This window comes from Ensifer sp. B1-9, assembly GCF_050474445.1.
Taxonomy (GTDB): domain Bacteria; phylum Pseudomonadota; class Alphaproteobacteria; order Rhizobiales; family Rhizobiaceae; genus Ensifer.
Genome location: NZ_JBCHVG010000017.1, coordinates 16,565 through 31,829 on the forward strand (window position 1 = coordinate 16,565; position 15,265 = coordinate 31,829).

Consider the following 15,265-nt stretch of genomic DNA (forward strand, 5'->3'; position numbering starts at 1 on the left):
GCGTTTATTGATTTGAACCTTGTCAATAACCCGGCGAGTTATCGTAGGTGATGCGAATGAAGCGTGGTCTGAGACATCCTAGAGTAATTCATGCCGAGAAGTCGGGACCGACGGACGGCTCAAGTCCGGAACATCGCTGAAGTCGCCGCGGCGGTTGCCCCGGGCGATTTGTCGAAGAAAATCACCGTTACGGTTCCGGCTGAAAATCCTGAGGGCTCTAGGAAACCATCAACACGGCAGTAAATCAGCTGAACGGGTTTGCGGGAGAGCTTGCACGCTTTGCTGCCAACCGCGACGTTTCGGGACCGTTTTCCCTCGCCGGTTCGGCGGTTGCTTTCCGTTAATGCGAATGTATTCTCAACTGTGGATCGCGCGCCGCAGGAGCGCCATACCTGTGGGTTGTTCGGGTCGTGTCCCGGGGCGAGGTGTAATTCGACGGTAGCTACGCCGCTCGCGAGCGCGCCCACAACAGCGCTGTAGGGAGTGAGCGGCGCAGCGGGTGATCATCAGTGTTTTTCCGGTAGGGTCGGGTTGTTCAAGCTCAAACCTGATGGAAAGACCACTGATGACCGACGATATGATGAACTTGCGCTCGCTCGTTGAGAAGAGCGCCGATGCCGATTTGTTGCGTGAGATGATCGGCTTTGCCGCCGAGAAGCTGATGGAGCTGGAGGTCGGCGCCAAGACGGGCGCGCCCTATGGCGAGAAGAATGCACTCCGGCTTGCCCAACGCAACGGCTACCGCGAGCGGGACTGGGAGACGCGGGCCGGAACCGTCGAGCTGCGTATCCCCAAGCTCAGGACGGGCAGCTATTTTCCGAGCTTCCTGGAGCCGCGCCGCATGGCCGAGAAGGCTCTGACGGCCGTGATCCAGGAAGCCTACATCCAGGGTGTCTCGACCCGCTCGGTCGATGATTTGGTCAAGGCAATGGGGATGAGCGGCATTTCCAAGAGCCAGGTTTCCCGCCTGTGCGAGGAGATCGACGACAAGGTCAAGGCTTTCCTGGCTCGGCCGATCGAAGGCGATTGGCCATACCTGTGGATCGATGCCACCTATCTCAAGGTCCGGCGCGGCGGGCGCATTGTCTCTGTGGCCGTCATCATCGCTGTCGGCGCCAACACTGACGGGCGGCGCGAGGTGCTGGGCATGGAGATCGGCACATCGGAAGCCGAACCGATCTGGACGGAGTTCCTGCGCAAGCTGACCAGACGCGGTCTCAGCGGCGTCAAGCTTGTGGTTTCCGATGCCCATGAAGGCATCAAAGCTGCCGTCTCCAAAGTTCTTTCCGCCACTTGGCAGCGTTGCCGGGTGCACTTCATGCGAAACGCGTTGGCGCATGCCGGAAAGAGTGGCCGACGGGTCGTCTCAGCCTTCATCGCCACAGCCTTTGCTCAGGACACGCCGGAAGCAGCAAGCACACAGTGGCGCAGCGTTGCCGATCAGATCAGGCCGAAAGTGCCAAAGCTCGCAAACCTCATGGACAATGCCGAGCAAGATGTGCTGGCTTACATGACATTCCCAAAGCAGCATTGGACCAAGCTGCACAGCACCAACCCCATTGAGCGTCTCAATGGCGAGATCAAGCGACGCACTGATGTCGTTGGCATCTTCCCCAACGACGACGCCATCGTCAGGCTCGTCGGTGCGCTGTTGCTCGAACAGAATGACGAATGGGCCGTTCAGCGATCCCGATACATGACCCTTGAGACCATCGCACAAATGAGCGATGATCCCCTCATCAGCCTGCCTGCTGCGGCTCGCTGACCCTTTCCCGGCTCAGCCGGAAAGCACGGCGATCACCAAGCCGAGCTACACCACTCCAAAAGACGCGATCGTTGTTCGGCCGGTCTGCTATAGCCATTGGTTAGACCTCAACGATGTGACGGAGATCTTCCTTGCAGCTGGTTGCGATTTTGCGCAGCCGTTTTTTGGTGTCGCCTTGCAGCGGTAAAGATCAAGGGTTTGCCGGCGTGATGATCACGAGGTTACCCGGCGATGGGCGCGTACGCGAAACGGATTGACAGCTTCGATTTAGAGCAGATCTGCCATTCGGTTGAACCGGCAGCGATGTTGGCGTTGTGGAGGCACAATCAAGGTTCGACATTGAGACGCGTCAATGCGAATTCGGTGTACCGCGCTATCTTTATAATTGAGATGTTGAGTTTGCTCATCTTCGTTGAAGGGCAGTGCGCGTCTGGGGTGCCGTGATTGCTGTCGTGGCCAACCTTTCGCGCGGGATTAAGATTGTTTTACTCGTCGACCAACAAGCCGCGGATGAGGGTTATCATGCGCGATGTTTCGTCAACCGCCGCTGTTATACAGCTTCGTGCGCTTCTGGCAGTTGATGCGCGGATCGATCTCTTCGCCGGAAGGCAGCTCGCATTGCAGGCGACGAGCCGAATCGCCAACCGGCAAAGGGCCGTCCTGTATGTCGACTATCTCGAAGCCGTTCTCTTGCGCTACATGAGCGCCGCCAATCGCACCGATTTCGAAGCGTCACGGAAGATCGGCAATAGGTTGCTCGATGCGATTGAGGCGTCACCCAGGCGAAACTAAGCGGAGAATGTTACCGGAGATGGACCATGGCTCACGAGATTTGGATTGAACAGATCGGTGGCGGCACAAGGACCCCGATCAAGCTGCCGGAGAGCTTCTCTTCCGATCCCTATGTCCTTGCTGATGAGATGCGGCGGATTTGCCAGCAAGCCTCTGAAATGGGCCGCATGGACGAACTCGATGCCGTACAGGAAATCTTCCGCAACAGGAAGAAGACCATGACTTTCCGAGGGAGAGGCTGAGGCTTCCGCCACCAGCGATGGACCGATACCGGAACGCAGTGGAGGAGCGTAGTGATGTATGGGGGCTACCTGGAGCTTCGCGATACGGCACGATGGCATCGTGAGTGCCCGCATGCATGGCCTCTTTTCGAGAAGCATATCAATTGGTGGGAGCCGGGAGGCTCGAAACCGGCACCTCAGCCCCTCTGTAACGCCCTTCGGGTCGTTCCGGGACTTCGCCAATGAACGTGTATCGCGCAACCGCCGACGAGGTCCTTGCAAGCCTTGGGACCAGCCGAGCCGGGCTATCTTCGAAGGAGGCCGCGAGACGCTTGGCCGAGTATGGACCCAACGCGGTCGAAAGGGTCCGCGGCAAGCCTCTTCATAAACGTGCGCTCGAAACCCTCACGCATCTGTTCGCGCTTTTGCTGTGGTTTGCCGCGGCGATCGCTTTTGTCGCGCACCTGATCGAGCCAGGCCTCGGTATGGCGACGCTGGGCTATGCGATTGTCGGCGTTATCCTCGTGAACGGGCTCTTTGCCTTCTGGCAAGAGTTTCGAGCCGAACGGACACTGTCGGAGTTGGCGAAGCTGCTGCCGGCGCAGGTCAAGGTGATGCGCGGGGAAGGTGTCGCCACCGTGCCCGCCGAGGAATTGGTGCCTGGGGATGTCATCGTGGTTGGACAGGGTGATCGGGTGCCGGCAGATTGCCGCCTGATCGAGGCGTTTGCACTGCGCATCAGCAATGCCACCTTGACCGGCGAAGCGATGCCGCTCGGCCGTTCTGCCGCTCCCTCCGATGCATCGGACGTCCTGCGCAGCACCAACGCCCTGCTTGCCGGCACGTCCGTCCTTGCCGGAGATGGCGTCGCCGTCGTCTTTGCCACCGGCTCGCACACCGAGTTCGGTAAGATCGCGCGACTGGCACAGGGCGGGACAGAGGACCGTTCGCCGCTACTGGAGGAAGTCGATTCCGTGAGCCGTGTGATCGCCGTGCTTGCGTTCGGGCTCGGCTTGGCCTTCTTTGGTATCGGATTTGAGGCAGGGCTATCGGTCTGGCAGGCATCGATGTTCGGCATCGGCACGATTGTGGCGAACGTTCCTGAGGGGCTCCTGCCCACCATCACGCTGACATTGGCGATGGGAGCCCGACGGATGGCACGCCGAAAGGTACTTGTTCGCCATCTCCCAGCCACTGAGACACTTGGGGCGGTCACGGTCATCTGCACCGACAAGACAGGAACACTGACTGAAAACCGTATGGCCGTCAGGGAACTCTTCCTGTCGCGAACATTAGCGGCTGCCCACCCGGCGGATCTCCAGCCGGAGCAGTACACGGCGGACCGCCTGCTCTGCGAAGTTTCACGACGATGCCAGACAGTCCAGTGGGCAACGGACGGTGGGTGGCTGGGCGATCCCATGGAAGTGGCTCTCGTCGAGATGGCGGAACGAACGGGATCTGCTTCGGCCGGCATTTCGCTCGTCAGTGAGATTCCCTTCGATGCCGACCGGAAGCGCATGTCGACCCTCCACGAGATGGCTGATGGGACGTTTATGTACACGAAGGGCGCTCCCGAAACGGTGCTCCCCCTCTGCACGCACCTGGAGGCCAATGGACGGGTAGCGCCTTTGACGCGGAACTTGCGCCAGCGCCTTAAGGAGGCGGAGGAAGCCTTGGCAAAACGGGGCTTGCGTCTGCTCGCCCTTGCCTACCGGCGTCTGCCGGCCGAAGCGCCCTTGCCGACGAATGAGGCGAGCCTCGTCTTTCTCGGGCTGGTCGCTTTCGAAGACCCCCCGCGCAAGGGCGTCGCCGAAGCCGTGCGGAGCGCTCTGCAGGCAGGCATCAAGATTGTCACCGCGACAGGCGATCATCCCGATACCACCATCGCCATTGGCCGTCAGATCGGGCTAGTCGGCGAAGAGGAGATCCCGCAGGTCGTTACGGGCGAGCGTTTGCTCCATTTGTCCGAATCTCAACTGTGGACCGCTCTCGATGCGCCGTGTCCAATCTTTGCACGCCTCGCTGCCGATCAAAAACTGCGTATCGTTCGCGCTTTGAGAGCCAAGGGGCATGTTACGGCGGTGACCGGCGACGGCGTGAACGACGCGCCGGCACTCAAAGAGGCGGACATTGGCATTGCCATGGGCCGGACCGGAAGCGATGTCGCGCGCGAAGCGGCCGACATGATCCTCGTCGACGACAACTTCGTCAGCATTGTCGATGCCATCGAGGAGGGCCGTGCGGTCTTCGACAATGTCCGCAAATTTCTAACCTATGTGCTCACCTCGAACATCGCCGAATTTGTCCCTTATCTCGCTTTCGTTCTCTTTGGCATCCCGCTGCCGCTGACCGTCATTCAGATCCTGGCTGTAGATCTGGGCACCGATTTGGTGCCCGCGCTCGCGCTGGGAGCGGAAAAGCCGTGTGCTGACGTCATGCAAAGGCCGCCGCGCTCTCGTGCGGAACTTTTGTTGGACCACCGTTTGCTTCTGCGTGCCTACGGGTTCCTTGGTCTGTTCGAGGCCGCAGCCGGAATGGCGGCATTTTCCTTTGTTCTCTTGCAAGGCGGGTGGTCGTTTGGCGAGCGGTTGACGGCTGACGCGCACCTTTATCTCCAGGCCACAACAGCATGCCTGGTAGCCATCGTCCTTCTACAAGTCGTTAACGTGTTCCTCTGTCGGGACGAACGAACTTCGCTATTTTCTCGAGCACGCTTGGCAAATCCACTGATCTTCGTCGGGATCGCCTTTGAGTTCGCGATGATCCTCGCCGTCGTTTACACGCAGCCGGGCAATGTCCTCTTCGGCACCGCACCTTTGGGATGGCAGGCATGGCTGTCCGCTGGACCGTTTGCGGCGGCCATGTTGGCTGGCGAGGAGATGCGTAAATGGATTGTAAGGGTTTATTTCGCCAGAGGTCAGTAGACGCACCGTTCGGGCCCGCGCAGGTTCGGATAGTCTCGCTCAAGGATCTCCACGCCTGTCGCCTGGTGGAGGCCGATGACGAAGTTCAAAAAGTCGATCGAGTCGATCCTGAATTGTGCGCGAGACGACTTTTTCGGATCGATAGGCTCGCCTTCGCGCTCCGGAGCAACTGCATAGGACCTTGCCACGAGATCGGGAAGTTCGACATCTGTCACAGGCCTCCGGATGTGCGACGAGTTCGCAAAGACGGTTTAGGAACTGGGCGGCATGGCGCCGGTCCCGGATGCCTTCAGCTCGGTGCTGGCGGTGGCGAAATAGCGGCCGCCGGCATCGCCCCTACCACCGCGACCGCATCGGGCGACAACAAGCTCGAAGCTTCGCGCTGAATTGGGCTCGGCGCTATGGAGATGGGCCGTGTCGATGCTGATGACGAACTCTTTGCGTCGGTCACCAGGAAGCGGCGTTTCGAGTTGATGCCGTTCCTCCATCTTCCTTGTCGCGAGAGCTGGTCGTCGATCCGGTCGCCGACCCTGATGGTACGCTTGCGCACGGTCGCGTGCGTCTCGGTTGGCTCAACAGTCAGAAACTTGGTGAGTACATTCGCTGCCTGCCTGTGGGACATAACGCTTCCCAGCTGTGCCGTCAGCTCCATCAGCTCAGCTGTCGCCCGATCGGGCAGATTTCCTTCAGCGGCGCGAAGGCACTTGTTATGCCTGGATAGCAATCGCTGCACAGCATCCAGCGAGGATTGCGAACCCTCACGGTGCCAAAGACGGTTCTGATGCGGCGCGCCGTGTAATCCTTGACTGTCCGGAACGTATGGCAGTGCGGGCAGACCCGACGATAAAGGGAATAGGTCTCGGCCTCATGATTCACGACGGCGTTCTGCAGCGCTTCCATAATCTTCTTGCCGTCCTCGATCGACAGGCCGAGGTCACCATCAAACAGCCGCTCTCACCACTTGTCGATGCGGACCTCTTTTCGGCAAATATCGCCGAACGCATTCTTTCCCTCGATCGTGATCGTCCATTCCACTGCCATCGTCGCCTCCTTCATCGAGGCAACCAAGATGGCCCAGCCGGCCCTAACAGTTCGTGCGCACCCCAGATAAGTTGCCAGTCTCTCGGTCAGAAAGGGTTGCGCGAATGGGGGCGCGGCTCGGTTGCCTTACCATCACTCGAGTCACTGATCTCGCCCGACCGTCAGGCGCTTAGGACAATTGCTTCCATGGTAGCTGCAAGTAGCATGCGCGCACCTGTTACGGAGTGCTCAGGCTCGACATATTCGGCCTCGTTGTGGCTAAGCCCATCGCGGCAAGGCACGAAGATCATGGCCGCCGGCGCAACACGACTGACGAACAAGGCATCGTGGAAGGCGCCGGAAAGCATGCGCTTGGTCTTCAATCCGAGTGACGCGGCGGCGCGATCGAGGTAGGCCAGCAGGTCTTCCGAAAAGACAGCCGGTGGCATGTCGAAGATCTGCGTCAATTCGCTCCGGCAGCCGGCGGCTGCGGCAGCGTTATCGCAGGCGCGCCGGATCTGGTTTTCCAACGCGTCGATGACCGTAGTTTCCGGATGCCTGAGGTCTATGGTGAACGTCACCAAGCCCGGGATGGCATTCACCGAACCCGGCTCGACCGCAAACCGGCCGACAGTGAAACGGACGCCCGGAGCGCGCGGCACCATGTTGCTGTAGAGCGGTTCGAGCGCGGCTATGGCGGCCGCCATGGGATCGCGACGGAACTCGAGTGCCGTCGTGCCGGCATGCGCTGCCTGGCCCCTGATCGTCACCTCCAACCACCGCGTACCCTGGATGCCGTAGACGATGCCGATCGGGGTGTTTTCCTGTTCGAGCGACGGACCCTGCTCGATATGAAGCTCGATATAGCCGGAGATCGGGAAACCGAGGGGGCGCATTTCGGCCGCTGGCAAGGCTTCGAGCGTCGCTTTCAGTTCCTCGAGGAATAGTATGCCGTCGCGACCACGAAGATCAGACCACGCTTCAGGGATCGCGCCCGCGGCAAAGGCCATGGACCCCATTGTGCCCGGGGCAAACCGGCTACCCTCCTCGTTGGTCCAGGCGACGACTTCAAGTGGCAGATCGGTCGTGATCCCGGCATCCTCGAGGCTTTCCATGACCTCGAAGGCGGCGAGCGTGCCCAGCGCGCCATCGAAGCGCCCGCCGGTCGGCTGGCTGTCGAGGTGGCTGCCGATCATAAACGGCGCCCTTTGAGGAAAACGACCCTCCCGCCGAATGAACAGGTTTGCCATCGGATCCTGAAAGATCCGAAAACCGCGAGCAAGTGCGAGTTCCGCCAGCAGTCGGCGCGAGGCCTGATCTTCAGCCGATAACGCCTGCCGGTTGACTCCGCCGGCCGGCGTCGCTCCGATCTTTGCGAAATCATCGAGACGCTGCAGCAGGCGCTTGCCGTCAATATTGATGCGAGGGGTCATGGTCGTTCCCACACGTCGCCTTGATCAGCCATAGGCTGCATCATGAAAGGCGATTTCCAGTTGCTGTGCTTGCCCGAAAATGATGCTCAGACGCTTGCGCTCGGAAGCGTCGAGCGTTTCGCCGGCGGCGTCGAGCTCTTGTTTCAGCCACTTCGCCTGCGCCGCGAAGTCGTCATGGGCATGCATTTCGACCCATTCTTTCAGATGCGGATCGGCAATGTTTGCTTGCGCAGCCCTTTTCGACCAGGTCCAGTACATCCATTCCGCGGCGAACATGGCGGCGACGGTATCGAGGAAGCCGCCGTTGTGGGCGATATGCAGCATGCCCGTTCGGAAAGCCTCGACCTCGGCAACATCGAGATCGTAGGCGCCGGGATCGATGCTGCGCTCGGCAAAAACCCGTTCGAAATAGGCAATCTGCTGGTTGGCGAGCGCATCCAGAACGGCGATCAGCCAGCGCTTCTGTTCGATCGTCTCTGCCTTCGCCGCCGTAAAGGCGAAGATCGAGATTGCGGTTTCGACGAAGGCGCCCTCATAGACGAGATAGCGTTCGAAAACTCGCGGGGACAGGCGCCCCATCACGATGTCCTCGACGAAGCGATGGTTCACCATCGCTTCGAAGACAGCAGCGTTTTCCCGCAGCATCTGTTCCGACAGTGTTTCGGTCGGCATCGTCACGCCTCCAGCGCGGGCGCTGCAGCGGCGCGGAAGGCTTTGACGCGCTCGATATCGACCGGGTTCCACCATACCCCGCCCTGCTTCAGCGACGAGGCGACGATGACGCCGTTGGTGCGCTTGAGGATTTCAACGATGTTGTCCTTGGTCACGCCCGAGCCGACGAGCAGCGGCAGGTGCGTCGCCGAACCGATCTCCTCGATTTCCTCGATGGTTGCCGTGTTGCCGGTGCGCTGACCGGTGGCGATCACGCCGTCGGCATCGAAGAAGGCAAGGTCGCGGGTCAGTTCCTGGATCGAGCGGTCGGCGACGATCGCGTGAGCCCCATGCTTCACGTGGCTGTCGGCAAAGACCTTGATGTGCTCGGCGCGCAGCAGCGAACGATATCGCATTGCTTCTGCCGCACGGCCCTCCATGAAGCCTTCATTGGCGACATAGGCATTGGCCCACTGGTTCACGCGGATGAACCTGGCGCCGCCGGCCATGGCGATCGCAAAGGCCGGGATCGGCGCATTGGCAAGGACGTTGATGCCGAGCGGCACACCGGTGGCCCGCGCGATCCGGTCGGTGACGACGGACATGAAGGCTGCCGTTTCATGGCCGATATCTTCCGGTTTGGAGAACGGTACGTCGCCGTGGTTTTCGATCATCAGGCCATGAAGGCCACCCTCGACCAGCGCCTCTGCGTCGCGCATGCAGGCATCGTAGATGGTCGACATATCGGCGCCACGATAGCGCGGTGCGCCTGGGAAGGCGGGGCAATGGATCATGCCGATCAGAACCTTGTCAGTCCCGAATATTTCCCTTATGGCGCTTGAGGACTTGTCAGAAATTTCCTGCATTTCTCTCCCTTTCGAAGGTATGTTCATGCACGCTTACGTAATCGGTAATGTGACGGTGGACGAGACCATCGCCGTGTCGGAAATGCCTGCCGCGGGCGCCTCTATCCATGGCAGACAGCGCTCGCGCGACCTCGGGGGCAAGGGCGCGAACCAGGCTGTCGTCATGGCCCGCACGGGCCTCCCGACAAGTCTCGTAGCTGCCTTTGGCGACGGCTTTCGCGCCGACATGATCCGCCAGCATCTGGCGAGCGAACCGGTGGTGAGTCAGCTTGTGCCGGTACCCGGCAAGTCCACCGACTTCTCGATCGTGCTGACCACGCCGGATGGCGAAAACGTCAACATCACCACCACCGACTCCGCCCAGAACCTCGCGCTTGCCGACGCCATCGCGCCTCTGGCCGACGCCGCTCCCGGGGACCTTGCGGTGCTCCAAGGAAACCTCTCGGACGAAACGACGCGCGGCGTCCTTGAAGCTGCGCGCGCCCGCCGAATGATCACCGCTTTCAATCCGTCTCCCCTGCGTCCTTTCTTCAGCACCCTGTGGCCCTTGATCGACATCGCCTTCCTCAACCAGGGCGAGGCACAGGCATTGACTGGGACCAGCGGTGAAGAGGCTGCCCGCAAGCTACTTGCGGCCGGCGTTCGCGAAGTCGTTCTGACTTTCGGCGGCGACGGAGCCATGCTCGTCACTGCCGAGAGCAGTGTCCGGATTGCGGCCGTCGCATGCGATGTCGTCGACACCACGGGCGCCGGCGACACGTTCATGGCAGTGGCGCTTGCATCGGCGGCGCTTCGCGGCAACCGTCTCGATTGCACGGCAATCGAACATGCGACACGGGCCGCCGCCATCACCGTCAGTCGTCCCGGCACCCGCTCGGCGTTTCCGTCGATCGAGCAGCTCAGAGCGATCCTCGCCGCGCGCTGAGTTTTTGCCCAGCGCGCAACGTCGGCTTCTTAGCGCGCCGTCTCGGTCATCCAGCCAAGGATGTTCTTCCACAGACGGCCGTAGCCTTCCCATTCGCAGAATGCCGGTGACAGCCAATGCGGCCCGATATCGGACGTCCAGGCGGCGGTGCGGCCCTTGCCAAAGCCACCGAGGACGAGCAGCGGGTGACCGCCCTGGTCTGCTGGAAGGCGGGCGATAACTTCGGCTCCCGGACGCACCTCGACTTCGTTGACACCGAGAAGAAGCGGCCAGTTGCCGGAAAGGCCGGCCATCGTCGGGTGGTCCGGCTTGACGACGTCAGCGACCGCACCCTCAGGAATTTCGACGCGGTCATCATAGGGAAGGCATGTGACCGGAAGCGTGTCTTCGACGGCGGTGCGGCGCCAGCGCGCCTTGCCGTCAATGCCCTGGAAGGAGAAATAGCCGCCGACCATCAGCAGCGCGCCGCCTTTTTCCACCCACGCCTTGATCAGCTTGAGGCGGTTCGGAACGGTCCGCGAGTGCAGCCAGACTGCCGGCGGCAGCAACAGTGAGTTGGCGCCGATATCCGAAAGAATGATCACATCATACGCGTCGAGGCCGGCCATCTCAAAGGGGAACTGCTCCACGGCGTCATGCGCGGTCATGTAGGTCAGCTCGAACTCGCTGTCCTTCAGCACCTTGACGAGCGGTTCTGCGCCGAGATGGAAGGTGACGCTGCCGAACTGGTCGAAACCCTTGTAGTGGGTGGCGGAACTTACCCAGCTTTCGCCGACGAGAAGTACTTTCTTGGTCATGGTCTATCCGTAGGTCTTGAATTGCGTTTGGAGCCGGATGTCAGGCCCCGGTTTGAAACACCGAGCGGGGATTGCCCCGCATCATCAGGTCGAGCGCGTGGTCGTCCAGTCCGTGTCGTTTGAGGCGCGGCAGAAAGTGGCGCAGCACATAGGCGTAGCCGTTGCCGCCGTAGTGGCTGAGCATCATCTTCAGGAACACGTCGTGCGAAAGCAGGATGCGGTCGATGTGACCGGCTTGCACCAACCTTGCAATCGCCCGCGCCGCCTCTTCATCGCTTGGGCATTGCACCTGTTGATCGGCATAGAAGAAGTCCATGCCGATCATGTCGTACTCGATGAATGCCCCGCGTGCCGCGAGTTCGCTTTGGTAGGCGAAATCGTCGTGCGACGGGTTCATGTGGCAGAGCACGGTATGGCGGAGATCAGCGCCTTCCTCGGCGACAACGTCGAGCACGCGATGGCCGAGCCGGAACCAGCCCGGCAGATGCACCATCAGCGGCAAACCGATCCGAACTTGCGCTCGGGCCGCCCCGCGCAGCGACTTTTCCTCCGCTGACGTGAAATCGGAGGAGACGCCGATCTCGCCGATCAGCCCGATTTTCACATCTGTGGCGTCGACGCCTTCGATTGCTTCGCGAACGATAGCGTCGGCGATCTGGTCGGCGCTCATGCCGGCGACCTCGGCTGGGTGCGAGGAGGCAAGGTAGTATCCCGCGCCCATCACGATATTGAGGCCGGTCGCTTTGGAAATCCGCCTGAGTGCGAGCGGATTTCGACCGATCCCGTTGCAGGTGGGCTCGACGACCGTGTGCCCTCCTTCGGCGGCGAAGGCCTTCAACTCGGTGATCGCCAGCGGTTCGTCATCCAGCGCGATGTTGTGCTTGTTGACGAAGGGGTCCTGGCGCAGTTCGCCGAGGATTTCCATGCAGACGAAGCCTTCGGCGAGGTGCTGACGCTCCTTGCTTTTGGGCGCATGCCACCAGCAGCGGCAATCGTTGAGGATATGCTCGTGCATCAGGGTGACGCCGAGCTCGCCCGCGTCAATCGCCCCGGTGACGGTCATCACCTTGCCGGAGCGCACATGCGCTTCTGACAGTTCCTTGCTCATCGCGGTTATCTCTTCTTGCCGCCGAAGCGAAAGTTGGCGGTGAAGATCCGGGTGTTGAGCCAGATGGCGACGAGGATGATCGCGCCCGTGACGATCTGCGTGAAGAACGGCGAGATATGCATCAGGATCAGGCCGTTGCCGATGACGGCGATCGTCATCGTGCCGAGCACGGTGCCAAGGATCGTGCCGCGGCCGCCCATCAGTGACGTTCCGCCCAGTACCACGGCAGCGATGACCTGCAGTTCGAAGCCGACCGCCGCATTCGACGAACCGGAACCGAGGCGTGCTGCTATCAAAAGGCCGGCAAGTGCACAGGCAACGCCGGCGATCATATAGACCGAGGCGATCACCCATTTTGCCGGCATGCCGACGCGACGGGCGGCTTCCATATTGGAGCCGACAGCGACGACCTGGCGGCCGTATCTGGTCGAGGATATGACCACATAGCCGGCAACCGCGACGGCAACCGCGATCAGAGCAGGTACGGGAATGCCGAGCAACTCGCCGCGGCCAAGCATGAAGAAGCCCGGTGCGTCCTTGATCGGGATCGAGTAGCCCTGTGTCAGATAGAGCGCGAGCCCGCGCAGGATCGACAGGCCGGCAAGTGTGACAATGAAGGCCGGGATGCCCTGATAGGCCGTGAACCAGCCTTGCACCAAGCCAAGGAAGGCGCCGAAGAAGAGCATGGCGATTACGACGAGGGGCCAGGGATAGCCCATCGCCAGCACAATGGCCGCAACCGCATTGACCAGCGCCACCTGGGAGCCAACCGAGAGGTCGATGCCGCCGGTGATGATGACGAGCGTCATGGCAACTGCGACGATAAGGATCGGCGCCGCTTGGCGGATGACGTTCAGGATGTTGCCGAGCGTCATGAAGGTGTCGGTCGTTGCGGCGAAGAAGACGACGCAGGCCAGGAAGAAGAAGGCGATCGACAGGACCTGGGCGTTTTCCGAGAGGAAGTCTGCCGCCGGCGAGCCTTTTGCGCGTTCGGTATAGGCCGTCATTGTTTGGCTCCTTCCCCGACGATCAGCTTGACGAGGTCTTCCAGGTTGGTCTTGCCGATTTCGCGCTCGGCGACCTTGGTGCCCTCGTACATGACCGCAATGCGGTCACAGACACGGAAGAGGTCCTGCAGGCGATGGGTGATCAGGATCACCGATACCCCCTTGGCCTTGACGCGGTTGATGAGCGCGAGCACGGCTTCGACCTCGGCCACGGCAAGCGCCGACGTAGGCTCGTCCATGATCAGGACTTTAGGATTGAACGACGCAGCGCGGGCAATGGCGATCGCCTGACGCTGGCCGCCGGAGAGCTGGGCGACCTTGCCGGTCAGTCTCGGAATACGGATCTCCAGCGCGTCGAGCATCTTGCGGGCTTCGGCGAGCATGGTCTTCGTATCGAGGAATGGCCCTTTGCTGATTTCCCGGCCGAGGAAGAGATTGCCGACGACATCGATGTGGTCGCAAAGGCTCAGGTCCTGAAAAACCATTTCGATATTGCGGTTGCGCGCGTCCGCAGGCCCGGAGAACCGAACCTCTTCGCCTTCGAGCGTAATGGTCCCACCATCAGGGATGTAGGTTCCCGAGATGACCTTCGTCAGCGTCGATTTTCCGGCGGCGTTGTCACCGACGAGGCCAAGGCATTCACCGGGATAGATGTCGAGGTCAACGCCACGCAGCGCCTGGTGCGACCCGAACGTCTTGACGATCCCCTTGAGGGACACGCGGGGACTGACACCGGTGCGGGAGGGCAAAGCCCCCCCGACACCAGCGACAGCGGGAGGATGCTGTCTTTCAATCGTCATCATTTGAAAATCGCCCGATATGGCTCGACATTGTCCTTGGTGACGATCGTTACCGGCACGGCGATGGTTTTTTCGACGCTGCCGCCTTCGGAGACCTTCTTCAGGGCGTCGATGGCGGCAGCACCCATGGCGGAGGGATCCTGCTGGATCACGGCGGTGACGTAGCCGGCGTCAATTCCCGCGATCGCCTGGGCGGTCAGATCCCAGCCGAAGACCTTGACGCTATCCTGCTTGCTCTGGCTTTCGACGGCGGCAATGGCGCCCATCAGGGCCGGCTCGCCGGTCGCGTAGATCGCGGTCAGATCGGGATTGCCGGTAATCAGGTTCTCGGCGGCTGCAAGCGCGTTGTCCTGCACGTTCTGCCCATCGACAACGCCGGCCGAGCTTATGCCGTCGACATCCTTGATGGTCTTTTCAAACCCTTCCTGACGAACGTTCTGGATGAAGGAATTGAGCGCGCCGACGACGCCAATCTTGGCTTTGCCATCGGCATTGGCCTTGATGTAGTCGAGGAAGTACTTGCCCATGTCGGCGCCCGCCTTGGCGTTGTCGACACCAATCTGCGCCTTTTGCGGGCCTTCCGGAAGGATCGCGTCGATGGCGACGACGGGGATACCGGCTTCGGCGGCCTGGTTGACGGCCGGCATAATGCCGTTGACGTCGATGGCGACGACTGCGATGCCATCGACCTTCTGCTGGATATAGGTCTCGACCGCGCTGTTCTGTGCGGCCGGATCGTTATTGGCATTGAAGATGACGAGCTTTGCGCCGGCAGCATCGGCCGCCTTCTGCGCACCCTCGTTCATCTGGTTGAAGAAAAGCGCCTGCTGGTTGATCTGCACGAGTGCAAAGGTCTTTTCGGCGGCAAGGGCCGGCGAGAGGGCCGCGCCGAGGGTCGTCAATGCCGTGAACCCAAGCGTGGCAACTAAAGTCCTGCGTTTCAAAGTCCAGTTCAT

The 15,265-nt window shown here is 61.0% G+C and carries 15 protein-coding genes and 1 pseudogene; 6 read left to right on the forward strand and 10 right to left on the reverse strand.

Annotated features, from left to right (window positions below; genetic code table 11):
• Positions 1-114 precede the first annotated feature (114 nt).
• From ACQ5BM_RS28120 to ACQ5BM_RS28140, 5 genes and pseudogenes are all read left to right on the forward strand, one after another.
• Positions 115-329, forward strand: a pseudogene (locus ACQ5BM_RS28120) (hypothetical protein); the annotation flags it as partial.
• A 236-nt stretch (positions 330-565) separates the two neighbouring features.
• Entirely contained in the window at positions 566-1,765 is a 1,200-nt protein-coding gene (locus tag ACQ5BM_RS28125; RefSeq protein WP_429818399.1) for an IS256 family transposase, read from the forward strand.
• Positions 1,766-2,287: 522 nt separating this feature from the next.
• Complete coding sequence (locus ACQ5BM_RS28130; protein ID WP_429818401.1) at positions 2,288-2,557, forward strand: hypothetical protein; 270 nt, start codon at positions 2,288-2,290, stop codon at positions 2,555-2,557.
• A 26-nt stretch (positions 2,558-2,583) separates the two neighbouring features.
• Positions 2,584-2,799, forward strand: a complete 216-nt coding sequence (locus ACQ5BM_RS28135) for a hypothetical protein (RefSeq protein WP_429818403.1) — start codon at positions 2,584-2,586, stop codon at positions 2,797-2,799.
• A gap of 221 nt (positions 2,800-3,020) precedes the next feature.
• A complete protein-coding gene (locus tag ACQ5BM_RS28140; protein WP_429818405.1) occupies positions 3,021-5,702 on the forward strand; it encodes a cation-translocating P-type ATPase in 2,682 nt (893 codons plus the stop codon).
• Here the strand turns inward: ACQ5BM_RS28140 and ACQ5BM_RS28145 are convergent.
• The 5 genes from ACQ5BM_RS28145 to ACQ5BM_RS28165 form a co-directional block, all read right to left on the reverse strand.
• Positions 5,696-5,917, reverse strand: a complete 222-nt coding sequence (locus ACQ5BM_RS28145) for an acyl carrier protein (RefSeq protein ID WP_429818408.1) — start codon at positions 5,915-5,917, stop codon at positions 5,696-5,698. The genes ACQ5BM_RS28140 and ACQ5BM_RS28145 overlap by 7 nt on opposite strands.
• 436 nt (positions 5,918-6,353) lie before the next feature.
• The gene (locus ACQ5BM_RS28150; RefSeq protein WP_429818410.1) at positions 6,354-6,602 is read right to left on the reverse strand and encodes a hypothetical protein; all 249 of its coding nucleotides are present in this window, start codon (positions 6,600-6,602) and stop codon (positions 6,354-6,356) included.
• A 302-nt stretch (positions 6,603-6,904) separates the two neighbouring features.
• Complete coding sequence (locus ACQ5BM_RS28155) at positions 6,905-8,155, reverse strand: Zn-dependent hydrolase (protein WP_429818412.1); 1,251 nt, start codon at positions 8,153-8,155, stop codon at positions 6,905-6,907.
• Positions 8,156-8,179: 24 nt separating this feature from the next.
• Positions 8,180-8,827 carry a TenA family protein gene (locus ACQ5BM_RS28160; protein ID WP_429818414.1) on the reverse strand — a complete coding sequence of 216 codons (648 nt, stop codon included), beginning with the start codon at positions 8,825-8,827 and terminating at the stop codon, positions 8,180-8,182.
• 2 nt (positions 8,828-8,829) lie between these two features.
• Positions 8,830-9,672: a BtpA/SgcQ family protein gene (locus ACQ5BM_RS28165; protein ID WP_429818416.1), complete on the reverse strand. Its 843-nt coding sequence runs from the start codon at positions 9,670-9,672 to the stop codon at positions 8,830-8,832.
• A gap of 25 nt (positions 9,673-9,697) precedes the next feature.
• Between ACQ5BM_RS28165 and ACQ5BM_RS28170 the strand changes: the two genes are divergently transcribed.
• A complete protein-coding gene (locus tag ACQ5BM_RS28170; protein WP_429818418.1) occupies positions 9,698-10,597 on the forward strand; it encodes a ribokinase in 900 nt (299 codons plus the stop codon).
• A gap of 29 nt (positions 10,598-10,626) precedes the next feature.
• On the opposite strand, the gene ACQ5BM_RS28175 is transcribed toward ACQ5BM_RS28170, so the two are convergent.
• From ACQ5BM_RS28175 to ACQ5BM_RS28195, 5 genes are read right to left on the reverse strand one after another with little or no spacing between them, the layout of a single operon-like run.
• Entirely contained in the window at positions 10,627-11,394 is a 768-nt protein-coding gene (locus tag ACQ5BM_RS28175) for a glutamine amidotransferase (RefSeq protein ID WP_429818420.1), read from the reverse strand.
• A 40-nt stretch (positions 11,395-11,434) separates the two neighbouring features.
• Entirely contained in the window at positions 11,435-12,502 is a 1,068-nt protein-coding gene (locus tag ACQ5BM_RS28180; protein WP_429818422.1) for a phosphotriesterase family protein, read from the reverse strand.
• A 5-nt stretch (positions 12,503-12,507) separates the two neighbouring features.
• Positions 12,508-13,509 (reverse strand): ABC transporter permease, encoded by a 1,002-nt coding sequence (locus ACQ5BM_RS28185; protein ID WP_429818424.1) that lies wholly within the window; start codon positions 13,507-13,509, stop codon positions 12,508-12,510.
• Positions 13,506-14,309 carry an ATP-binding cassette domain-containing protein gene (locus ACQ5BM_RS28190; protein WP_429818681.1) on the reverse strand — a complete coding sequence of 268 codons (804 nt, stop codon included), beginning with the start codon at positions 14,307-14,309 and terminating at the stop codon, positions 13,506-13,508. Before ACQ5BM_RS28190 ends, ACQ5BM_RS28185 begins: the two co-directional genes overlap by 4 nt.
• Positions 14,309-15,265: an ABC transporter substrate-binding protein gene (locus ACQ5BM_RS28195; RefSeq protein ID WP_429818426.1), complete on the reverse strand. Its 957-nt coding sequence runs from the start codon at positions 15,263-15,265 to the stop codon at positions 14,309-14,311. Before ACQ5BM_RS28195 ends, ACQ5BM_RS28190 begins: the two co-directional genes overlap by 1 nt.